Source organism: Parachitinimonas caeni (genome assembly GCF_030129945.1).
GTDB classification, from domain to species: Bacteria; Pseudomonadota; Gammaproteobacteria; order Burkholderiales; family Chitinimonadaceae; genus Parachitinimonas; species Parachitinimonas caeni.
The window spans coordinates 1-22,294 of record NZ_JARRAF010000027.1 but is presented as its reverse complement, the minus strand read 5'-3'; the positions used below and the strand labels follow the sequence as shown (position 1 = coordinate 22,294).

The 22,294-nt window shown below is 57.9% G+C and carries 17 protein-coding genes, 8 tRNA genes and 1 other RNA gene; 20 read left to right on the top strand and 6 right to left on the bottom strand.

Translation table 11 applies throughout. The annotated features are described in order from the left end of the window. Positions 1 to 290 precede the first annotated feature (290 nt). Together PZA18_RS17930 and creC are read left to right on the top strand one after the other, a co-directional pair. Complete coding sequence (locus PZA18_RS17930; RefSeq protein ID WP_284102245.1) at positions 291 to 920, top strand: hypothetical protein; 630 nt, start codon at positions 291 to 293, stop codon at positions 918 to 920. A gap of 122 nt (positions 921 to 1,042) precedes the next feature. Then, entirely contained in the window at positions 1,043 to 2,485 is a 1,443-nt protein-coding gene (gene creC, locus PZA18_RS17925) for a two-component system sensor histidine kinase CreC (protein WP_284102244.1), read from the top strand. A gap of 119 nt (positions 2,486 to 2,604) precedes the next feature. On the opposite strand, the gene PZA18_RS17920 is transcribed toward creC, so the two are convergent. Beyond that, the gene (locus PZA18_RS17920) at positions 2,605 to 3,987 is read right to left on the bottom strand and encodes a YncE family protein (protein WP_284102243.1); all 1,383 of its coding nucleotides are present in this window, start codon (positions 3,985 to 3,987) and stop codon (positions 2,605 to 2,607) included. Between the two features lie 807 nt (positions 3,988 to 4,794). On the opposite strand from PZA18_RS17920, the gene PZA18_RS17915 reads away from it, so the two are divergent. From PZA18_RS17915 to PZA18_RS17905, 3 genes are all read left to right on the top strand, one after another. Beyond that, complete coding sequence (locus PZA18_RS17915; RefSeq protein WP_284102242.1) at positions 4,795 to 5,265, top strand: hypothetical protein; 471 nt, start codon at positions 4,795 to 4,797, stop codon at positions 5,263 to 5,265. 129 nt (positions 5,266 to 5,394) lie between these two features. Next, a complete protein-coding gene (locus PZA18_RS17910) occupies positions 5,395 to 6,294 on the top strand; it encodes an RHS repeat domain-containing protein (RefSeq protein ID WP_284102241.1) in 900 nt (299 codons plus the stop codon). 11 nt (positions 6,295 to 6,305) lie between these two features. Further along, positions 6,306 to 6,800 carry a hypothetical protein gene (locus PZA18_RS17905; RefSeq protein WP_284102240.1) on the top strand — a complete coding sequence of 165 codons (495 nt, stop codon included), beginning with the start codon at positions 6,306 to 6,308 and terminating at the stop codon, positions 6,798 to 6,800. 229 nt (positions 6,801 to 7,029) lie between these two features. On the opposite strand, the gene PZA18_RS17900 is transcribed toward PZA18_RS17905, so the two are convergent. After that, entirely contained in the window at positions 7,030 to 7,491 is a 462-nt protein-coding gene (locus tag PZA18_RS17900; protein WP_284102239.1) for a GNAT family N-acetyltransferase, read from the bottom strand. A gap of 434 nt (positions 7,492 to 7,925) precedes the next feature. Between PZA18_RS17900 and PZA18_RS17895 the strand changes: the two genes are divergently transcribed. Beyond that, a complete protein-coding gene (locus PZA18_RS17895; RefSeq protein WP_284102238.1) occupies positions 7,926 to 8,258 on the top strand; it encodes a hypothetical protein in 333 nt (110 codons plus the stop codon). 162 nt (positions 8,259 to 8,420) lie between these two features. Here the strand turns inward: PZA18_RS17895 and PZA18_RS17890 are convergent, their stop codons facing one another. After that, complete coding sequence (locus tag PZA18_RS17890; RefSeq protein WP_284102237.1) at positions 8,421 to 8,633, bottom strand: hypothetical protein; 213 nt, start codon at positions 8,631 to 8,633, stop codon at positions 8,421 to 8,423. A 481-nt stretch (positions 8,634 to 9,114) separates the two neighbouring features. On the opposite strand from PZA18_RS17890, the gene PZA18_RS17885 reads away from it, so the two are divergent. The 5 genes from PZA18_RS17885 (at position 9,115) to PZA18_RS17865 (ending at position 18,727) form a co-directional block, all read left to right on the top strand. Beyond that, on the top strand, positions 9,115 to 10,665 hold the full coding sequence (locus tag PZA18_RS17885) for a vWA domain-containing protein (RefSeq protein WP_284102236.1): 1,551 nt from the start codon (positions 9,115 to 9,117) through the stop codon (positions 10,663 to 10,665). Positions 10,666 to 12,540: 1,875 nt separating this feature from the next. Next, complete coding sequence (gene cas7g / locus PZA18_RS17880; RefSeq protein ID WP_284102235.1) at positions 12,541 to 13,737, top strand: type I-G CRISPR-associated RAMP protein Csb1/Cas7g; 1,197 nt, start codon at positions 12,541 to 12,543, stop codon at positions 13,735 to 13,737. After that, positions 13,737 to 15,119: a type I-G CRISPR-associated protein Csb2 gene (gene csb2 / locus PZA18_RS17875; RefSeq protein ID WP_284102234.1), complete on the top strand. Its 1,383-nt coding sequence runs from the start codon at positions 13,737 to 13,739 to the stop codon at positions 15,117 to 15,119. The genes cas7g and csb2 overlap by 1 nt, the downstream gene beginning before the upstream one ends. Further along, positions 15,010 to 17,811, top strand: a complete 2,802-nt coding sequence (cas3g, locus tag PZA18_RS17870) for a type I-G CRISPR-associated helicase/endonuclease Cas3g (RefSeq protein WP_284102233.1) — start codon at positions 15,010 to 15,012, stop codon at positions 17,809 to 17,811. Before csb2 ends, cas3g begins: the two co-directional genes overlap by 110 nt. Further along, entirely contained in the window at positions 17,801 to 18,727 is a 927-nt protein-coding gene (locus tag PZA18_RS17865) for a type I-G CRISPR-associated protein, Cas3-extension family (RefSeq protein ID WP_284102232.1), read from the top strand. The genes cas3g and PZA18_RS17865 overlap by 11 nt, the downstream gene beginning before the upstream one ends. Positions 18,728 to 18,865: 138 nt before the next feature. Here PZA18_RS17865 and ssrA read toward each other — a convergent pair. Both ssrA and PZA18_RS17855 read right to left on the bottom strand, forming a co-directional pair. Further along, positions 18,866 to 19,226: a transfer-messenger RNA gene (gene ssrA / locus PZA18_RS17860) on the bottom strand. Between the two features lie 63 nt (positions 19,227 to 19,289). After that, complete coding sequence (locus PZA18_RS17855; RefSeq protein ID WP_284102231.1) at positions 19,290 to 19,589, bottom strand: helix-turn-helix domain-containing protein; 300 nt, start codon at positions 19,587 to 19,589, stop codon at positions 19,290 to 19,292. Between the two features lie 208 nt (positions 19,590 to 19,797). On the opposite strand from PZA18_RS17855, the gene PZA18_RS17850 reads away from it, so the two are divergent. The 9 genes from PZA18_RS17850 (at position 19,798) to PZA18_RS17810 (ending at position 22,032) form a co-directional block, all read left to right on the top strand. Further along, positions 19,798 to 20,088: a hypothetical protein gene (locus tag PZA18_RS17850; RefSeq protein WP_284102230.1), complete on the top strand. Its 291-nt coding sequence runs from the start codon at positions 19,798 to 19,800 to the stop codon at positions 20,086 to 20,088. A 407-nt stretch (positions 20,089 to 20,495) separates the two neighbouring features. Then, a tRNA-OTHER gene (locus tag PZA18_RS17845) sits at positions 20,496 to 20,617 on the top strand. Positions 20,618 to 20,733: 116 nt separating this feature from the next. Beyond that, a tRNA-Tyr gene (locus PZA18_RS17840) sits at positions 20,734 to 20,820 on the top strand. Between the two features lie 131 nt (positions 20,821 to 20,951). Then, positions 20,952 to 21,024 (top strand) — tRNA-His (locus PZA18_RS17835). A gap of 18 nt (positions 21,025 to 21,042) precedes the next feature. Then, positions 21,043 to 21,118 (top strand) — tRNA-Asn (locus tag PZA18_RS17830). A 28-nt stretch (positions 21,119 to 21,146) separates the two neighbouring features. Further along, positions 21,147 to 21,219: transfer RNA gene (locus tag PZA18_RS17825), tRNA-Arg, on the top strand. A gap of 110 nt (positions 21,220 to 21,329) precedes the next feature. Next, positions 21,330 to 21,416: transfer RNA gene (locus tag PZA18_RS17820), tRNA-Tyr, on the top strand. A gap of 125 nt (positions 21,417 to 21,541) precedes the next feature. After that, a tRNA-Ser gene (locus tag PZA18_RS17815) sits at positions 21,542 to 21,631 on the top strand. Positions 21,632 to 21,947: 316 nt separating this feature from the next. Next, positions 21,948 to 22,032 (top strand) — tRNA-Leu (locus tag PZA18_RS17810). 79 nt (positions 22,033 to 22,111) lie between these two features. Here PZA18_RS17810 and PZA18_RS17805 read toward each other — a convergent pair. Beyond that, the coding region (locus PZA18_RS17805) for a hypothetical protein (RefSeq protein ID WP_284102229.1) at positions 22,112 to 22,294 on the bottom strand (183 nt) is incomplete at its 5' end.

The window sequence follows — 22,294 nt, the reverse complement described above, 5'->3', positions numbered from 1 at the left end:
TCAACCGGCACGATCCGGAAACAAGATGTCTGCAGCGCCTGACAAGGCCGGCAGCGCTGCCGCTTACTCCGAGCCACGCAGCCGCCGACCTCCCCCGTAGAACACGCCTTTTTCCGGTCATGGTGTCGGCGTGACTCGCCGGCATCGGTGACAAGCCGTCCAGACTTGTCGCCGATGCCGGCATTTTTTTATTCTCTTGCCGCCAGACACGCATCAGGTCTGGTTTCCTGCCGCGCCAAAAGCTCCGACAATAGCGGCTTTCCAATTGGCAACGCAGAAGAGATCCCACCATGCAAGACTCCTTACGCCAGGGCCCCAAGGGCGAAACCCTGCAGCAGGCTTTTACCCGCTATCGTGACTTTGCGATGGCTTCCGATATTGATCTGGCTGAAGAAGTCGGCTTCGGCTGCGCCGATGATGAAGTCACCGTCGATAGGCTGGAGAAGCTGATCGACAGCCCGCTACCGGCCGATCTGCGCGCCTTTTACCTGCGGCACGGTAGTTATTCGATGAGCGAAAGCGGCGACGACTGGGAGACCATTCATCTTTCATGCGCCGATGATCTGGTCTGCGACCTGCAGGATGACGACCCCCTGCCCGGCCTGGGCGTCGTCGAATTCATCGACTGGTTCTGGGGTGGACGCCCTGAGTTTGCCGAGCGCTTCAGCCGCGAACAAATCGCCGAACTCAACCGCAACTACCATATCTTTGGTCACTGCTACGTCCACGACAATCGCCACCGCTATTACTACTTCGACCGCGCCGGCAAGATGGGCGTCATCGACTTTAATCAAGATGCCTTCGAAAGCGCTTGCGAACATGATTTCGAGCCCATGCTGCAAGCCAGCCCGGCCCACTTCGACCTCGACGGCCTGATCAGCAGCGAAATCGATGCCATGATCGCCCGCAGCGAAATGTAAACCGCGCCGCCAAACCGGGGCGCCCGGCGCCCCATCCCCCTTTCCAGCTCCCCTCGACAATCTGGGCCCGCTTGAACGTCCGCGATTTCCGAGGCGCCCACCCTTATCAAGGCCGCTGCCACATGAAAATCTGGGTACGTATTTTTCTTGGGTATTTTCTGGTAGTCGGCCTTGCTGCCTGGCAGTTGTTCGACACCGCCACCGAACGACTGCAACCTGCCCTGCGCCAGTCGATGGAAGACACCCTCATCGACACCGCCAATCTGCTGGCCGAATTCGCCCGTGATGATCTACGCGCCGGCAATATCCAGAACGGCCGCTTTGCTGCCGCCGTCAACGACTTTGGCCAACGCCGGATGAACGCCGAAATCTCCGGCATCCGCAAAGAAGCCCCCAACCACCGCGTCTACGTTACCGACCTGAATGGCCGCGTCGTTTTCGATTCAGACCATCTGGCAGAAGGACAAGACTACTCGCGCTGGAATGATGTCTACCTGACCTTGCGCGGCCGCTACGGCGCCCGCACCACCCGGTTACGCCCCGAGGACAAAGGCAGTGGCGTCATGCACGTCGCGGCGCCAATCCGTGACGACGGCAAACTGATTGGCGTCGTCACCGTCGCCAAACCCGCCTCGGCAATTCAGCCCTTCATACAGCAGAGTTTTGATTATCTGGCCCGGATGGGCATGGCCATTCTGGCCGGCTCGCTGCTGCTGGGGCTGGTCATTTCCTGGTGGCTGACCCGTTCCCTGACCCGCCTCACCGACTACGCCCGTGCCGTCAGCGAGGGCCAGCGGGTGCAATTACCCAAGCTGGGTGGCGGTGAAGTCTCGGTGCTGGGCCGGGCCCTGCAAGCCATGCGGCAAAAGCTGGAAGGCCGCCGCTATGTGGAAGAATTCGTCGTTGGCCTCACCCACGAACTGAAAAGCCCGCTCGCCGCCATACGCGGTGCCGCCGAGCTGATCGGCCCCGACATGCCTGCCGCCGACCAGGCCCGCTTTCTGGCCAATATCCGTGGAGAAGCCGGCCGCCTGACCCAGATCGTCGATCGTCTGCTCGAACTCGCCCGACTCGAACAGCGACAAGCCCTGGAAACCGTGGAAGCCATTCCGGTCAGCGAACTGATCGACGAAGTGCTGGCCGCCAAACAGGCGTTGCTGACCACCAAGCAACTCAAACTGGCACTTGACCTGCCCGACCACGCCGAGATCCTTGGCGAGCGCTTCCTGCTGCGACAAGCCCTATCCAACCTGATCGACAACGCCATCGACTTTGCCCCGGCCGGCAGTCAGATCGAACTGAGCGCCCGCGTCAGCCAGAGCGGCTGGGAAATCAGCGTCGCCGACCACGGCCCCGGCATTCCCGACTACGCCCAGGCCCAACTCTTCGACCGCTTCTACTCCCTGCCCCGCCCCGACAGCGGCCGCAAATCCACCGGCCTCGGCCTAGCCCTGGTCCGCGAAATTGCCAAACTGCACGATGGCGAAATCACCGTAGACAATCGGGATGGCGGGGGGGCAGTGGCAGTGTTGCGGGGAGGCAACCGCGCAGGCGGAAAAATCTGACCTTTCTCATCCATCCCAATACCTGATCGCCCTAGGCCAGGAGACCTGGCAGGTTGCGTCGAAACCAGATCGACTTTTTCCCAGCCAGGCAGAGGTGAATGTGATCAGGTCAACAGAGCCTAGTGCCCAATCCCCGTGAAATTAATCGCCGAGTCATCAGTCAAGGCCACAGCCACGTTGCCATCAGGTGTCAGCACCAGACTACGACCCCTCAGAGCCGTACCAGCCCCGGCAAGCCTGCGGTGCTTGATAACAGCCCCGGTTGCTGAATGAACCCATAAATCTGCAGTCAAGTCGATACTGCGAATTCCACACACCACTCGACCATCAGTCGTTACCTCAACATTATTGGCAACACCTTGCTGCACCGAGAAGTGATCTGTCGGCATCAGACTGGCCGGGTCCAGCCGCGCACAATAGCCGGTGCCGCTACCGGCGGTATATATACTGGAATCATCCGCAGCCACCGCGATATCGCTACCGGCAGCGGCGGTAAACGGCTCAGACGGTGGGCCTGTCACTTCCAACACGCCACCAAACAAATGCGTGTAATCCAGTTTTACCGACACCATCTCGCCTGACGAGCGACGCGCAAAAATGCGTTGACCATTGGCGCTGGCAACAACGAAGCCTCTCAAACCTGGCGCACCCACGAATACCTCGCCCCGGGTAACACCGCCATAACTGTTCAACAACAAGTCCACCCCATTCAAGCGCGTCACCAGCAATGATTCGGGGCCGTCGTTCAATTTCCGCATGGGCCAGCTACTGATCTTCTGCTGAGTCTGCAGATCAAACGTAACTACTTGCGATGCAGCACCATCATAGACATACAGCGTCCCCCCATCCGGCGAAACGGCCATCGCGCCGGCAATCATGCCCGGTTCGATAATGGTCGCGACTTTATGCGTTGTATAGGCGTTATATACGTCAATGGCTTGTCCTCCATTATGGACATACACCACCGGCCGTAACGGATCTGCCACGATTCGGCTGTACGGAATCATCCACCGGGAAGTTTCTGGCGCATCCCCACCCTTCCACAATGCAACTTTGACTTGCACCGGGTTGATCCTGGCATCGTCGGGCAGGATGGTGACATTGGCGTAACTGATCTGGCCGGAAGGCAAAGTATCTGGGTTCGCCTCAACCACCAGCTCACTCCCCGATCCGGTTGAACCACTTGGAGTAACCCTCAACCACCCGGCATCAGACCTCGCTTGCCAACTGGCGGCTACACCAAAACTATCCAAGACCTTCAATCGCTGACTGAGGCGTGCGAAATGGGGGGTACTAGACAACCCGATTGCCCACGCAGAAGGTAGCAATAAATGCTTATCAACCCGTGTTACCACCACAATCGGCGAGGAAACCGTCTCTCCCCCCATATTCGCCGTCAACATGACCGGTGTTTCGTTCATGCCGAAACCCAGTATTCCGGGATCAACCGTAAAGGTCAGCTCGCTCCCTTGCGCATCAAGACGGCCTTTGGCAGGACTCACGGACAGCCAAGGGGGCAAATTATCGATTTTCCAATCCGCATAGCCTGTAGCATGATCAAGCCAAACCTTTATTGTCCGTGATGGCGCACGCCACCCTTGACCATCCCAACCGCCTATTACCAAGTTGGATGTTGTCGTCCGTAGAATTGGCTTTGAACCACCAGTCGCGGCAATCTCATAGATCTTGGCGAACTTTCGATTAGTGATCAGATCCACCGAACTCCAACCATAACCCGCATAAATAGCCGTTCCAACCAATGACGATACATCCATCAACCCTTCAAGGATCGGAATCGCATGATCACCCAAGGTCACATCGCTGGCGACAGCAGGAATATCTCCCCGCCCCACAGGAGACCACCCTCTCCGAGTGAGGGCATACCACCCACCTGCCGGCAAACTCGCTACAACATATAGATTTCCCGCCTTCCCAGACTCAGCAGCCGGCACACGGATATTGCCAGTTAGCTGCAACCTATTGTTGCTGCCCGCCGCGGTAGCGGTGATGCAGGCATACTCGGGCGGACAGGACACCTGATCCGAAGATAGCTCCCCGGCCTCAACAACCATCAGAGCCGCCAGAACAGCAAATGCAATCCACCGGAACAGCCCATGACGAACGCCAGAGCATTTTTCAATGCGCATAAATCAACCTATCCAAACCACAAAAATATTACTTTATCATAAATTGCGATATGATTGCCACTACGGAATCTTATCTACAGAACCAAGCCATCCCTATAAAATTAGAAACCTATTTCACCACGAAAAATCTAAAAATACCGGCACACAACCATCCAAAAAGAGATGAGAAAATTCACTTTATATAGCATCATATTTACATTTTTCACACCATTCAGCATTTGGCTAGAATTTATATATCACCCATCCAGGCTTGCAGAATTTAACTGCGACGCACCAATCCCAGCAGTCCAAGCCGTAGCAAGGGAAATTTTGACTGAGGATTTTTTAGGGAAATTTGGCACCGCACCTGCAACATGGTTAGATATATTTATCGAACGCAGGCAAGAAATAAAATCTTGGTCGCAAGCAGATAAAATTGTCTTTTATACCATACTCTTAATCCATTTGGATTTGGATACGGAAACTGCCTATATATTTGCTGAAACGGTTGGAAAGGATAGCCTTGCACTGCATAGACATTTAAACAGAATCATACATGATGAAAAATTTAAAGATCTCTCTGACAGAAAGAGAAATAACATCATGTATTGGTCATCAAAATTTGCGCAGATAAATGAGCTAGGCGACGTATAGCAGCGCATTGAAAAGTCGGTCAACGGCCAGATCACCCGTTTTGCTTACGACACCGCCGGCCATCTGCTGGGGGAATACGAGGCCGACGGCAAACCCCGGCAGGAGATCGTCTGGCTGGCCGATTTGCCGGTGGCTTTGTTTACCTATGAAGCAGGCGTACTCAAAGACAGCTTCAGCATCCACACCGACCACCTGGGCACCCCACGCGAGATCACCCGCAAGGCCGGCGAAGTCGTCTGGCGCTGGGAGGGCGAACCCTTCGGCAACAGCCCGCCCAATGAAGATGTCGATGGCGACGGCAAGCGCCTGACCTTCAACCTGCGCTTCCCCGGCCAGTACTTCGACGCCGAAACCGGACGCCACTACAACTATTTCCGCGATTACAACCCGGCTACCGGGCGCTATGTGCAGAGTGATCCGATTGGGCTGGCGGGGGGGATGAATACGTTTGGGTATGTGGGGGGTGACCCGCTGACGTTCAGCGATCCTCAAGGGCTGATTGCACTGCCATTCCCCATCATGCCCCCAGTAGCAGGCAATACAAGTGGTGAGTGGCTGACTGGCACCAACCCAGAAATGGGCATTTCGGGCAAGCCAATTGGCAATCAGATTCTAGACAAATGCAATGCACTCACTAGACCCGCTCAAGTCCGACTGGCTATTTACGCCATTACCGGGATTAAGATTGATCCGAATGCGGTTGATAGAGGGCCGCTTACCGCCTCCGAAGTAAATTGGAAAAGCAAGCCAAAATTTGGGCACACGTTTCTTGAACATGGAGAAGGATCGAAAAATACGGCGAGACTTATTGACAGGGCTCGTGGCACCGGCAATAACCAAGGGCAGTGGCTAGACAATCAACGAGCTGCTGAATTTTTGAATGGCATAAAAGTATCGGACCCCACCAGAGTTCGAATTCCCGAAGGGCTTGGGCAAATTATCAAGCCAGATGGTTCGATTGCAAGTGCAGAATGGGCAATCATAGTTCCTCGCGGAGAGGGATTACGAACAGCATATCCAACCTTTTAATGAGAAAAACCATGCTAATTAGACTGTCATTTCATGATGGCGCCAAAGAGCTTCTAACACTTAGAGAGTATGATGCAGAGCTGGATGATATTGGTTCGCTGTTAAATGATCTGTGTCACGCTTTTGAAGGGAAAGGAACGTTTACGATTTCTGGTTTTGGTCAAGAAGTTTGGCCTGTAGACATCGGAACAGATTTGTCTGTTGCGTTAGAACAATTTCCAGACCTTATAAAGTCGATTAAATCCATGCAGCCATGCGAACTTTGGCTATATGAACAAGGCACAGAGAGGAAATTAGAATTCACTCCTGTAAATGAGATGTATAAAGTACGTTGCAAGAGTGATACCACTTGGCAGCCAAACCCTGATGTCGAGATAATTAATCAAAGTGAACTTCTTCATCAGATAATTGGTTGCAGAGATGAATTCACCCGATTTTGTTATTTATCCAGCCCATCATTGAAAGAAAGCCCTTGGTTTTTGGAATGGCTAACGCAAACACGCTAAATAACAAAAGTCTAGATAGATGTTGGGTTCCACCACCTACCGTTACGATGCCCAGGGCCTGCGTATTGAAAAGCCGATCACAATCAGGTCACCCGCTTTACCTTCAACACAACGAGCCATCTGCCGGGTGAATTCGAGACCTCCGGCAAGCCCCGGCAGGACGTCTTCTGTCGCATGGCGTGCCGGCCCTACTATCGCCATCCGCTGTTGGTGATGACCCAGGCCAATCTCACGCTGTTGGCCGCAATTGTTTTTGAAGGAATACGCTCATGGGGTCTTCAGGGTAGGTGCCGAATGGCCCGCGTGGCTCGTATCCGCAGGCGGCGTAGAAAGCCAGTGCTTCGGGCTGGAACGGGCCAGTTTCGAGGGTGAGCAAGGTGACGCCCGCTTTAATCGCCGTGGATTCAAGCAGCCCAAGGAGTTGCCTGGCAACGCCCTGGCCTCGGCAAGCCGGGCTGACATACATGCGCTTTAACTCGCCATATTCGGTGTTCAAGACGATTGCGCCGCAAGCGATCGCCTGGTGTTCCGCATTTCGGGCCACGGCGAACAGCACGTTGGGTTGTGTGAGCGCCGCCAGATTGAGTGCGTATCGGTTTTCAGGCGGGTAGAGGCTGTCCTGATATGCATCCAGCTCGGCAATGAGGGCAATGACGTCTGGCTGATCGGGCGTTTCTAGAGTGATATGCATGGGCGGCCGCTTTATCGGGGGGTGTCTGTTGGATGATTGCCAGAGTACCTCTGTTTGGCCTTCTGGTCTTGCCCAGGCCAAATCGACGTCGCCGCTCTCTTGGTGAGGTCGATTTGGCACGGCCAACATACTCAGAAAACCGGCAGAGGCGTCGCCACCGGCATGAGCAGCCGGTAGTGATGTCGTTGAAGGCGCTAACCGAAGCTGAATTTCCCTAAGCAATCACTCACCAAGGCCGTTTGGGCCTGAATGGATCGGCAAGCTTTGGCTAGACTGCGCAGGCACTTTCCACTTTTAACCACCGGGCACTTCGGAAACATGCCGCCTTCCAGGCAATCGGGAAACGTCGCGCAACATCGCTCAGGGCGAAGGCGCGCACCCGAGCCGCGATGAAAGGACGCGTTCGACATTGCCCAAATAAGCGAGGCTCGACAATGAAATCCACCTTAGTTCTCACCGCCATGATCATGGGTCTGGCTGGCACTGCGGCAAACGCCACCGATTTTCTGCTGCATAACGAAACCGGCCATAGGCTGATCAGTTTTGTTACCAAGGAAAAGGGCGAGCGCTGGAGCCCCAACTGGATCACCACCCGTGGCGGCATCAAGGGCGGAGAAACCTGGCATATGGATTTCAACACCAATGGTAAAGACTGCAAGGTCGATATCAAGATCAAGTCCGATGACGGTTATGTGCACGACTTCCGCATCGACTTTTGCAAGGCATCTGAAATTTTTGTGATGACAGACTCGATCGAGTACCGCTAATCGTCACCTGACTGTCAGGATTGCCGGCAGGCAGGGGTGGCAACCATTGGTAAACCGCCGGCATCCAGGCTCAAAAGAAAACGACACCAAGCGGTGTCGTTTTTCATTTCTGCGTCTTGCAAAACGCTCCCGGCAGCGCGCCAAGAGGTTCTGACAACCAAACTACGCCTGCTGCGCAGCCAGCGCCTCAATCAAATCCTGCTCCGTCAAGCCGCGTTTAGCCGCTTCTGCCAGGATAATTTCTCTGGCCTCGCGCTTTGCTGCCAGCTGGGCACGGCGTGAATCACTCTCGGTCTTTTGTTGGCGCCTTCTGGCCAGCCATGCATCTCGTTCGGCTTCCAGGCTCGCGCGAATTCGGGCTTCCCAAGTATCCATCTGAAAAACCAGGCTCCTATGCCAGATTGAAAACTGCCCAACACCACGCTTGCGCGGGCGCAGAACACATAAGGTTTGATGTGGTTAACAGGCGCGTAACAAACGCTACCTGTCTGAATAGACATCGAAAAGGGAAGAAAAATGCCCGCAAAGGCATTTACCACAAATCTATATACACCTTAATGCCACGACTACCAGTTTCTGCCAAGTGCCTTGTGGCGGCTGGCCAGACCAGCCCTCTCCCAGCGCTGCGATCAAGCTACGCCAGCTTTATCCTGACTATATCTTTACAGATAAATCCATATATAAATTTAGGCATTTCAAACTACCGCCCAATGCGGCACCCCCCGGCCACCACATTAGCAGATAAATATTTTTTCCATAAATATCAATACATTAACAAAACAATCAAGCTGTATTCAGCCGTTTGGCACAGGGCTTGCAATGTAGTCGCCACGAATCAAGACAAGCGAGATGCCAAATGGCCAACACACAATTATTTAATACCTTGCTCGCCAAGCAACCTGTTACCGACGCCCGCAATCATCACGGCGCACCGGCATTCCAGTTGTCGCCGAAGCACCAGCTGGCACAGCTGGCGATTACCGGCTGCCTTAACCAAACGTTCTATGCCGACGCCCGCGCCCAATTGGCCGATGTGCTGGCGCTGTGCGCAAAACTGGATGGCGAATACATCGCCAAAACTGCGGTGTACTGCCGTGAACGCGGCTACATGAAAGATATGCCAGCCTTGCTGACCGCCGTCCTCAGCAGCAAGGCTCCAGAACGCCTGCCGACCGTATTCGGCCGGACGATTGATAACGGCAAGATGCTGCGCAACTTTGTGCAGATCATGCGTAGCGGCGCCACCGGGCGGAAATCGTTGGGAACGCGCCCCAAGAAGCTGGTGCAGAAATGGCTGAATGAAGCGACCGAAATCCAGTTGCTGCAGGCTTCGGTGGGCAACGACCCCTCGCTGGCCGATGTGGTGAAGATGGTCCACCCCAAGCCGAACGAAGCCTGGCGGGAAGCCTTCTTTGCATGGTTGCTGGGCAAGCCGTATCAGGCCGAGCACCTGCCACCCCTCACCCGAAGCCTGCTGGCTTTCCGGGCGGATACCACAGGTGACGTACCAGCCGTGCCGTTTCAGCTCTTGAGCAACGAAAACCTGAGCACCGCGCAATGGGCCGACCAGGCTCGGCGCATGAGCTGGCAAACCCTGCGCATGAACCTGAACACCCTGGCTCGCCACGGCGTATTCAGCGAGCCCGGTATGCCACAACTGATCGCCCAGAAGCTGGCCGACCCGGCGGCAGTGGCCAAAGCCCGCGTCTACCCCTACCAGTTGCTGGCGGCTTACCGGATGGCCGGTGAAGACGTACCGATCATCGTGCGGGAAGCGCTGCAGGATGCGCTCGACGCCGCCCTGATCAACGTGCCGCAGCTGGAAGGCAATGTGGTGGTATGTCCGGATGTGTCCGGCTCGATGCAAAGCCCGGTGACCGGCCACCGCCAAGGCTCGACCAGCAAGGTGCGGTGCATCGACGTTGCAGCACTGGTGGCAGCGGCCATCTTGCGGCGGAATGTCGAAACCCGCGTGATGCCGTTCGAAGTGAAGGTGGTGAACATCGCCCTTAACCGTCGCGACTCGGTCATGACCAATGCTGAAAAGCTGGCCAAGATTGGTGGCGGTGGCACCAACTGCTCGGCGCCGCTGGCCCAGTTGGTACAAGAGCGGGCCAAGGTCGATACCGTGATCATGATTTCGGACAACGAATCGTGGGTGGATGCCAGCCGTCACCGTTCCACCGAAACCATGCGGCAGTGGGAATTGCTGAAGCGCATCAACCCGCAGGCCAAGCTGGTGTGCATCGACATCCAGCCTTATGGCACCACGCAGGCACAGGAGCGGCACGACATCCTGAATGTCGGCGGCTTTGGTGATTCGGTATTCGATGTGATGGCCCAATTTGCAGCCGGCAGCTTCGGCGCGGGGCATTGGGTCGATACCATCGAAGCCACGCCGCTGTAGATTGCCGTTGAAGTGATTGCCCCTTGGCAGGTCTTGAATAGACCTGCCAAACCACCGCCCCGTTTGTGTCATTACTATCGAGGCAAATAAGGGGCTATTCACCCAACTTTGAGAGATGACTGAATAAAATTTTATTTGGTCAGGCAGGGTTGCATTTAAAACCTTACCCTCTTTCAATAAAGCACTATTTAAAAATAATTTTGAAAATAGATTCACACAGAAGAAAATATGTGATTAAATGTTGTTGCTGACCGATTGCCGGGGCGAATGTAAATGGAACTACATCCTCCACGATGAAAGCAGTTTCATGGCTTTTGTCGCCCCACAGGGCAATAGGGTTGGCCGTGCGAATGCAAGTGGGTGTACATTATGGAAATCAATTGGTTCAAATCCAATCCGTGCGCAAGCATGAGACCACTCACCAATCTTGTCGCACACCCTTATTAGTATATTTGCAGATTGCCTTGCCACAGATTATGGCGAATGCAGGTGGAACTACAGCACATTTAATGCCCGTGTCGCGGGTTCGAATCCCGCCGGTATCAGATTATCGATACCGTAGCTCAGTTGGTAGAGCAGGAAAAACGTTTCACCCTTTTTGTCGCCACCCCTTTTGGGGGTTTGGGTTTTCTCAATTTATTATTTAATTAAAGCCTGAATAAAACCGGGCATTGTTTTACGGCGAATGCCGATGGAACTACACCTTTGCAAGGTCGCCATGCGGGTTCAAATCCCGCCAATCCAGAACAGCGGATTGTCGTTTAACAGGTAAGACACGAAACCGTTTCATCCTCCTTGTCGCCACCCCCTCCTTTTGCCGGGCGCCGCTTTGCCAGACCGCAGAGCTTCACCCGGCATTCTTACGTTGTTAACAGCCAAACACCTGGCTTGCACCGCTTTGAGTTACAAGGAAGTCGCGGCTTTGTCGCGATAAATCCAGCGCACGAATTTGCAGACTCGCTAAGCCTCAAAGCTTCAACGAAGTCGCGGCTTTTGCCGCGATAAATCCGGCATCGCTCCCAAGCGGATCGAGGCCCCTGTCGGGCTTCAACGAAGTCACGGCTTTTGCCGCGATAAATCCCCCTAGCAAACATGGTGCCGCAGGTGCCGGAAAAGCTTCAACGAAGTCGCGGCTTTCGCCGCGATAAGTCCGCCTCCGCCAATTCCATAAGCAAGGTAGTAATAGTCGCTTCAACAAAGTCGCAGCTTTCGCTGCGATAAATCCTCATGTGCTACGCGCATTCTCAAATAGCAATTTTGCTTCAACGAAGTCGCGGCTTTCGCCGCGATAAATCCATCCCGCCGCAGGAAGGGGCGCTCAAGCTGTTCGAGCTTCAACGAAGTCGCGGCTTTTGCCGCGATAAATCCATATAGACCATGCGCTTTTCGTCGCCGGGCTTATGGCTTCAACGAAGTCGCGGCTTTCGCCGCGATAAATCCTCTTCTCTCCCAAGCTATTGAAAAGACCGGATAAATCCCCCTGTTTGCGCGAACCGGCTTTGGCTGTCAGCAGTTTGGCAGCAGAGTTTAGGTTCAAACCGCCGGCAAGCCTTGCTGGCGCTGGTTGCGCGAAGCTGTCGGGAATTTCTCACCGATAGGGGTTCGCGCAGGGGTACGGGGCCACTGCCGTGGCAGCGGAGGGGGCCGGCATTCCATCCACTAAAACGCCAATCAACATGCTTCAACTAAGTCACTCCCCATCAGGCGCAAGAGCGAGAACATCAGAAAGATAGCCCACAGATCGTGAAGCAGCCGCCTTTAGCACGCTACACAGCGGAGATATCTTTATGTTTATTGGAGTTTTAATTGAATCTTTAACTTCCCTTTCTATAGTAGGGGTGAATCCTCCATCAAGCCAATCTCAAGGGACAGGCCATGCCCCCAAATCTGCAGCAGCTCGAATCCGCTGTACAAACCGCCAGCGTTATCCGGCTGGAGTTACCCTTGCTGCCCTTGAGTGGCGATGGGCTGGTGTTTCCGCCGACTTACGACAAGGGCGAAATCGTGTTGCGGCGCGGTTTTGTGCGGGCGCTGAATGCCGATGGCACTGAGGGGCCGGCGGGAGAGCGGCAGATTGTGAGCTTGAGTTCGGTGCAGAGCGAGGCCAACCGCGCAGAAATGGCAATTCAAGCCGCCAGCCGGCGCGGCGAGATTGTCTACCCGGCGCTGGATTTGCACATCGAGACGGCTTCCGGCTGCGAGCAATACTCGGTGCTGGAGCTCTCGCACCGGCTCTACGATGCGGCCTGGCGCAGCGCGCTGGTCGATGGGCTGCCGTTTCCGGCGACGCCGGTCGGCCAATCGTTGCAGGATGCCCGACCCGAGCGGGCGACGGCCTTGTTTACCCACGCGCCGCTGATGTTGCTGCTGGGCGGCTGGGATAGCCACCGGGGCGGCGGGCCGCTGGTGGCGAAGATTCCGCGTTTGATCACTACCGAGATCATCGGGCTGGATGCCGAGAAATCGAGCGTGCCGGCGATCCGGTTTGATCCGATGGACATCCGCAAGGCAGCCGGGCCGGGCTATGAATCGGCCGACCCGGCCTTGCCCTTTGTGCTCGATAAGGACAAAGCGCCCAAGAAGGCCAAGGAATTCACCCCCGCCGAGCTGGGGTTTGGCAATGTGCTGAGCAAGGGCCGACCAGCGGTCTGCATTACCGAGGCGCGCCAGACCAGCGTGTTGTCGGTAACCGGTCTGCGCCGCCTGCGCTTTCCGGATGCCGCCGGCCAATGCCGGCCCGAGCGCGATCTGGCCGGGCAGGTGGCGATTGCGGCGCTGGGTTTGTACACGCTCTCGGCCCAGTTGCAGCTGGGCTTTAATCTGCGCTCAGGCTGTGAGCTGGTACCCCTGCGCGAGCCTCGATTCGAGGTCATCGGCCGAACCCTGCAGGACCGCCACTGGCTGGATCTGGACCACGCCGCTGCTCTGACCTTGCTGCAGGCGGCACGGGCGGCGGCCGAAGCGCAGGGGCTGGCGTGGCGCCAGCAGCCGATCCGGGCGCTCGCCAACCCCGAGATGACCGAGCTGGTACGTCGCAGCCGGGAAATGGGCGTGCAGGCGGAGGGCGATTGATGTTCGTGCTGCAGATTGCCTTTCCCGGTGGCCGCTACTTCGCGGCGACAAGCGAGGGCTCGCCCACGCCTGAGTGGCCGCCGCATCCCTCACGGGTGTTTTCGGCCTTGGTGGCAGCGGCGTATCGGTCGGGAGCCGGCATGAGCGCGCAGCGGCGACAGGCGTTGCTGTGGCTGGAAGCGCAAGGCGCGCCCGGCCTGCAAACACCGGCCCAGGTCAGCACTGCTGACGCGCCACAAACCTATGTGCCGCCGGCCGATTGGGTGAAAACCAAGGGTGCAGGTGCCGGTGTGCAGCTTGAACACCCGGTCTTGCGTTGGCGGCAGGCCCATTACTTTCCGCAGGTGGTTCTGGTGGGGGAGCCGGTGATTCACCTTTACTGGCAGACCAATCCGCCGCCGGATTTGCGGCAGGTGCTGGACGACATCGCTGCCGGGGTCACCCATGTTGGCACCTCGCATTCGATGGCACTGGTCTGCGTGCTCGACCATGTGCCGCCCGTGGCCGGCAGCACGCACTACCACCCCGACCCAGCCGGGCCGGTGCAGCTGCGGGTCTGTCTGCCGGGGCGGCTGGCGGAGCTGGACCAGCTGTTCGAACGCACGGCGCCCAGGGTGCGGCGGCCCCTGCCGGCAAGCGAGGGCTGGCATAGTTATCGTCAGCGGGGGCAGCTGGCGGTGGCGCCCAGTGCATTTGAGATGATCGCCTTGCGCTACGCTGGTCCCCGTTATGAGTTGACGCAGGCTCAGGCGCTGGCCCGCTGCCTGCGCAAGGCACTGATGAGCCAGCTGGGCGACGCCGCGCCGCCAGCCCTGCATGGCCACTGCGACTTGCCGCATCTGTGCTGGTTGCCGCTGGCCGATGTCGGCCACCGCCACGCCAGCGGCATGATTCTGGGGATCGGCCTGGGGCTGCCGGTGAGCCTCAGCGGCGCCGAGCGGCAACAGATTCTGGCCGGGCTGGCGAACCTGTCGCAGATCGTGCTGCCCGACGGCCGCATCGGCCAGCTGCAACTGGACCCGCCGCGCAATACGCCCCGTGCCTTGCAGGCCGCCACCTGGTTTGCCGCTGCGCGCGACTGGGCGACGGTGACGCCGGTGATTCTCGACCGGCCGCCACGCCGCGCCGACGCGCCCGCCTGGCAGGCGGCCATTGCGCAGTCGCTGCAATTGGCGGGCCTGCCCACGCCGGAGCAGATCGAAGTCAGCACGTATAGCGAATTTGCCGGGGCGCCGTCGGCACTGGCCTTTGCCAGCAAGGTGCCGCGCTTTCATGCCCGCATCCGCTTTGCCGCTGCCGTGCAAGGGCCGGTGCTGGCCGGGCGGGGCCGGCATTTTGGTGTGGGAGTGTTCCGGCCCCTTGCGGCTGCGCATGGGGGCTGACATGACCTTTGCCGAGTTTTATCGGGCGATCCACCGCCACCCGCCGTTCCCCTGGCAAGAAGCCGCTGCCGCACGCCTGCTGCAAGGTGAACCGCTGGATGCCATCTGTGTGCCGACCGCTGCCGGCAAGAGCGCGCTGCTCGACATCGCCCTGTTTGCCGCGCTCCAGGGCGGGCGGCGGCGGATTTGCTTTGCGGTAGACCGGCGTCTGGTGGTCGATCAGATTGCCGGCCGGCTCGAACGAATTCAGCGGGCGCTGGAGCAACGGCCTGAGCTGGCCATCTGGCGTGATCAGGCCGAGCTGTTGCAGGCCGTCAAATTGCGTGGCGGCATGAGCGGCGATGATGACTGGATTTGGTACCCCGAGCGGATCACCGTGCTGGTGGCCACGATCGACCAGATCGGCTCGCGCCTGCTGTTCCGGGGTTATGGCACCAGCAGCCGCATGCAGCCACTACATGCCGGGTTTCTGGGCAATGATCTGCTTCTGCTGCTCGACGAAGCGCATCTGTCGGTGCCCTTCATCCAGACCCTGTCACGCCTGCGGCGTTATGGTGCCGATGTGCAGACCATCCTGCTCAGCGCCACCTTGCCCCAAATTGCACAGGCGCCGCTTGCGCTGGGGCCGGCAGACCACGAAAACCCGGTGCTGGCGAAACGCCTGAACGCCAGCAAACCCGCCCACCTGATGTCTTTCAGCGGGCCAGCCGGGAAATGGGCGCAAGCACTGGCCAAGGCCGCATGGCAGCTGAAAGACCAGCTGGGTGGGCGGCCGCTGGTAGGCGTTGTCGTCAACCGCGTGCATACCGCCCGCAAGGTATTCGAGCTGCTGCGGGCCCATGCCGAATGCGACGCCTTGCTGCTGATCGGGCGGAACCGCCCCTATGAGCGCGACCGGCTATTGCATGGCTGGTTGCCCTGTCTGGAGGCTGGCGGTACCCGACACCTACCACGCCCCTTATTTGTGGTGGCCACCCAAACCATCGAGGTCGGCGCCGATTTCGACTTTGATGGGCTGGTGACCGAATCCGCCCCGCTGTCTGCGCTGCGCCAGCGCTTTGGCCGGCTGAACCGGCTGGGCAGGCGCGACGTCGCACCCGCCATCATCCTGCACTGGGAAAAAAAAACCGCCGACCCCATCTATGGCGAGGCGCTGGGCGCCAGCTGGCAGTGGCTGCAGGCGGTTGCCCAGAATGGCCCGCTGGACTTTGGCATTGCGGCACTGCAAGCCGCGCTGGAGCGCGAGCCACCGCCCGCTGAGCCCATCCACAACGCGCCGGTGCTGCTACCTGCCCATCTGCAATTGCTGCAACAAACCGGCCCGATTGCCCCCAACTTCGACTTTGCGCCCTTCCTGCATGGCATCAGCCGGCCGAGTACCGATGTCGCCGTAATCTGGCGGGTGGACCTGAACCCGAAGCAAACGGAGGACTGGCCGGCCAGAGCGCAGGCTCTGCCGCCGATGACCGAAGAAGCGCTCGAAATCCCCTTGGCCAGCCTGCGCCGTTGGTTGGCTGGCACGGGCGAAGTGGGCGATCTGGATGATCTGGTCCACGCCCCGGTCGAGAACAACACCCCGGCATTCAGCGAGCAACCCGTTCTACGCTGGCGTGGGTCGGACGACATTGCCGTCGTTGGCGCAGCAGACCTGCGACCCGGCGATACCGTGCTGTTGCCGGCGCAATATGGTGGTTGCGACCTGTATGGCTGGCATCCGGAATCGCGTCAATGCGTGGTCGATCTGGCCGAGCTGTGCTCGGCCACGCACCATGCCTATCGCCATGCGGTAAGGCTGGACCCCGCCTGTCTGCGAGCCTGGATGCAGGCGCCACCCACCACATCCCCCGCCCCCGATAATGAGCTGACTGCCGCGACGATCGATGCCCTGATCGACCAATGGCTGACGCTGGCCCAAGCTTATCTGGACCTGCTGCAGCCATCCCAGTCGGAGCAGGCCGATGAAGAAGTAGACGAAGAAGCGCTGGCCGTTGCGGAAACGGCCTTGCGCGATGCTGTGGCAACACTGGCCCGCGAATCGCCGATCAGGGCGTTGGGGGGCCATTATCTGCTGGAACATTATCCCGGTACGGCGGATCGGGCCGGGCTGATTTTGCGGCGCAATCGGCAAGAGGAAATCGGCGGGGCGACGACGGCCGGGGTGGCCGTCCTACTCGATGAGCATCAAACCGGGGTGGCCGACTGGTGCCACCGGCTGGCGGCACAACACCCGCAGTTGGCGCTGCTGGTGGCCAGCGCACGACACCACGACGAGGGCAAACGGGAACCGAGGTTCCAGCAAATGTTATACGGCAGCCCCTTGCGGGCGGCCGCCGGGCAAGACTTGGCAAAGTCGGGTCTACGCGGCCAGAGCGCCCTGCGCCTGGCATGGAAGCAATCCGGCCTGCCCAAAGGCTTTCGGCATGAGCTGGCCTCGTTGGCCTATCAACCGCAGACCACCGATCTGGCGACCTTGCTGGTTGGCACCCACCACGGCCACGGCCGCCCCTGGTTTAGCGCTTGCGCTGAGCCCGACGCCACTGGGCAGGCGCTGGGCGATGTCGGCGCCGGTTGGGCTGGCCGCTTTCTGCAACAGGCGGCGATACAGGGCCCCTGGCAACTCGCCGAGCTGGAGCTGCTGTTGCGCGCTGCCGACGCCCGCCGGTCGAGAGAGGAGCAGCCCAATGCCGACTGAATTGCGTGGCTTGCCGGCCGCATCGCCCGCTGCCTTTCTGGCGGCGTGCGGCCTGATGCGGGTATTGGGGCAAGATCTGGACTTGCCGGTGCGGCTGGGCTGGCATCAGGGTTACGCAGTGCTGGCAGGCATTGAGCCAGATGCGCTGCTGCAAGCGCTGGTCGAACATATTCAGGGCCGGCATCTGGCGCTCGAGTTCAACTGGTCGGCCACTACCCGCAAAGTCAGTCCCGAGCGGTTCCGCCAAACCTGTACTCAAGCGGCGGAAGCTGGCGATGAGCGGGCCTTGGGTTTTATGGCGGGCTGGGGTTGCGATGCTGTGCTCCGACCCGATGCCGCCGATCCGTCGCAGCTGTACATCACTCCGACCGCCTTGGACTTGACCAGTGGCCAGCAGGCCCTGATCAAGAACCTGCAAGATCTGGCCAAACGGCTACAAGCCCCAGCCGTGGCCAAAGAGGCCTTCACCATTGCCTGCTTTGGCGGCGACTACGCTAATGATCAGTCCGCCTTCGGGCTCGACCCGGCCACCCAGCGCCGCCGTGCCACTGGCTACGAATCACCGACCGGTAAAAAACCTTCCGCCAAGCCAGGCTGGGTCTGGCTGTTTGCCGAGTCGATCCCCATGCACCCGGTATTGCCACAGTCTGATGGCCGAGCAACGACAGCGGGTGTCAGCAAAGGCTACTTCTGGCCCATCTGGCAAGGGTGGCTGAACTGGCAGGAACTGACCGCCCTGCGCGCCCTGCCGCAAGCCATGCTGACCGAACTGACTGGCGTGAAAGAAATCTGGCATGCCCGAAAAGTGGTCAACGGCAAATATGGCACCCTGCTGCCAGCGGTGCGCATCCCCTTGGCCAACGCCGCCACTTCCCAGGCAGCAACGCTTGCCAGCGTTACGAGCCTGGTGCCGTAATACCCGTGGGACCAGTCTTCTGGCATGACCAGGCGGCTTGGGTGCGAGTGAAACAGGAAAGGTGAACCGCGCATCAATGACGGCTGCCTGTTGAAGGCAATAAAAAACCCCGACTGCAAGCAGTCGGGGTTGGGATACTGGTGGAGGCGGCGGGAATCGAACCCGCGTCCGAAAGTCCTCTACAGTGGGTTCTACATGCTTAGAGCAGTCTTTTGGATTTAATCGCAGCAACGCCGGCCGACAGGCTTTACCTTGACGAGCCACCTTAAGTTTAGCGCTTGACCAAGTGGCCCGATCTTGCGCGATACGATGTTAAATGACTCTGCTGCGGTTGCCCGCCTAACCCATCGTCAAATTAGTGCAGAGTCCAGCTGGATTAAGCAGCTAGAGCGTAAGTTTCGTCGTTGGCGACTATATATATTCAGTGTTTAACGGGAGATCTGAGATCCCGGCATGCCCCCATCTGCTTTGCAACCCCCGTCGAAGCCAGGTCGCCCCCAGATGAAGTAAGTAAATTGTACTGCCTGTTGCTGGTAAAAAGCCATCTTAATTCGCATGGCGGTTAGGTGGTAGGCGCCTTTTGCTCGATGAAAAGTTCTGATATCGAGCAATTGAAAAGATTGAGCAACGCATCCAGCACATCGGTGTTCAGCTTCTCGGCCCGGTTATCGACGATGCGGGTGAATTGCGCGTAAGAAATTTCGCAGCCCATTGCGGCAAGGTCTCGATATAACGTGGTGACGCTCTTATAGCCACGTTCAGCCATCAGCACTCTGACATTGAGTGCCAGGCGGCGTGGGCCATACTTGAATGCCGCAAGCGGCGCCTGCTCGGCCTGCGTTGAGTTACTTGGTTTAGACATGGGTGTCGTCCCTCACTACGACGAGTACCATTATATACTCAACACATCGCATAGAACGCTTGTTTTACGCATCAATCGCTATAAATTTGCATTGAATGCAAATTTTTTTCAAAAATCGCTTGCTTTTGCCGCTTTCGCTGTGCATACTGCACTCCATCAAAAGCCCGAGGCGGCTTGTTTACCAACTTTGAATATTTAGGAATCCACTGTGAATACCATCCTCTCCACCCTGATTGCAGCTGCAGAACGCTTTGCGTTCCATGCCGCTGTTGCGTTTGGCCGCAATGCCAAGCGTGCAGGGGAGCGGGCAGGTAACGCAGGTGTGATTTCTGCTTATCCAGCCGCAGGCGCCTTAACCCGCGCCAGCCAATCCAGTGATCTGCAGCAGAGCGATAGCTTGCCTCTGCATACGCGCTCACTCCGTGAATATGCGCAAGACTGGTTCAGCAACAAGAAGCATCCGTGGGTGTTCCCACAGGTCGAAAGGGTGACCCCCTGACGACGGATCGATAAAACGATCAGGCCCATCAAGCCCGGATGCTCCGACAAGGACTCCGGGCTTTTTGTTTGTCCTGACGTTTTATTCGGCTGAGATCGCCATCTGAAAAGTGGTGATCCTGGCAGTGAAGCCCCCGCTCGGCGGGGCCTGTTCCCGGTACTTACCGGAATCGGACAGCAATGCTCTTTAATAAGATGGAGAGGTTTTGTTTCGCTCAGTGCGAGAGCCTATTCCGCTAGGTGTGTAGCGTGCTTGTCACGACCACGCGTCCTATCAGATTGGGCTTTGGTTAGCAGCTAGTAGTTGCGATGAGCGACGTAATTCGTGGATGCAGCGGGTGTTCTTCCGATTGCATCCGCTCCATTACGAAAGTCACTTTGCTCAAGGTGTCTTTCGTGATGGACTTAGGACAGGTGGATGGCATCAGGAAATTGGTTCGTAGTTTGGTTCCAGCTTCCCGAACGTCATGCATCCAGACTGTATCGTTTGCGCCTTTCGGGGTGCGTTGGTTCGAATCCAACCCTGTCCATCAGTATTCGTCTCTGGGCGGGCGTCTTTGAACACGGTTGCTGTGTAGTGTCGCAGCAGTGTGAATTCAGGGAGAGCGCTACGCCCAGACATTAAGTTAGTTAACTTGCATTTTCAGGACAGGTGGGCGAGTGGTTAATGCCGGCAGTCTGTAAAACTGCTCCCATCGCGGGTCCGCTGGTTCGAATCCAGCCCTGTCCACCAAGGCCCCGTTCGACTTCTGGTGAGGTCATCAGGCTTTCATCCTGAGCAGAGGGGATCGTAACCCCTACGGTGTGCCCGTTTTTGCGGCAAGTCAAAAGCTTGCTGCGCCAAGTTTGCATGTGGGTTTAGGGGTGGCCATAGCTCAGTTGGCAGAGCCCCGGATTGTGAGTCCGACTGTCGCCGGTTCGAGCCCGGCTGGCCACCCCTAAGCCCATCTGCAATTCCCCGGTAGCTCAGTGGGTAGAGCAACCGCCTGTTAAGTGGAAGGTCCGTGGTTCGAGTCCACGCCGGGGAGCCATACAAGAAGGTCTTGATGGCAAGTTTATTTCCCTGTCTCAAAGGATGAGCACCAGCCTACGAAGCTGGATGATGGTGGTTCGATTCCATCCAGGGAAGCCAGTTTATGCAGCGCGGAGCTCGCTTCGGGCCGGTCCCTCACCCGGCCCGCCTCGCCCCCCGAGGCGCGCTGCACCCGATTAATTATCGAAGAGCTTGTTCAATAGCTCTAAGGACAGGTGGGCGAGCGGTTAATGCCGGCAGTCTGTAAAACTGCTCCCATCGCGGGTCCGCTGGTTCGAATCCAGCCCTGTCCACCAAGGCCCCGTTCGACTTCTGGTGAGGTCATCAGGCTTTCATCCTGAGCAGAGGGGATCGTAACCCCTACGGTGTGCCCAAGTTTTTGCGGCGAGCCCTGTGCTTGTTGCGTGTCGTCTTTAGTTTTGGAAGATTGGCCGAGAGCCTAAGGCTCTCGCCTGCTAAGCGAGAGTCCCTATCAGGGGGCACGCGGGTTCGAATCCCGCATCTTCCGCCAGAACATCACGGCCTGGCTGGCTGTGAACAGGGTGACTTGCTGCTGCCCAGATTCCGTAGGCGTCTGAGTGTCGTTACCACGCCCCTTGCTTAACGAGGTGCGCTGTAACGACGCTGCTGGCTAAAGGGGAGCAGGTCGGGACATGGCAGGCGGGTGCCATTTCTGCAGGTCCGGGGGAGGTGAAATCAAATAGACACACCGCTCCGGACATCACGCTCCACGTTTCATCAAAGCGATGAACCGTGGCGCATCCCAATCCCAGGCTCTGTTGGCGTTTGTTTCCGAATCGGAAAACCAGACGTCAGCCGCGCCGAATGTGCCTGTGGTGAAAATGGTAGACACGCCAGTCTTAGAAACTGGTGCCAAAAGGTGTGAGGGTTCGAGTCCCTCCGGGCACACCAGATTTAGGCTCTGTTGACGTTTTGTTTCCGGTCGCGCCGGGCCGAGTTTTGGGGCAGGGCTAGGCAGGGTGAGCGCGGTTTAGCGAGCTAAATAAGCGATCCCTAACGACGCCATGCCCCAAAAATCGACCCGGCCCGGAGGGTTTCGCCGGATTTGGGCCTGCTGCCGCGTTAAAAATCGCGTGGCAGTTGGGTTGAGATGCAAACCATTAAGACAGTGCGCCCCCACGGGAAAAAGCGTGGCGGATAACAAAACGGCGCC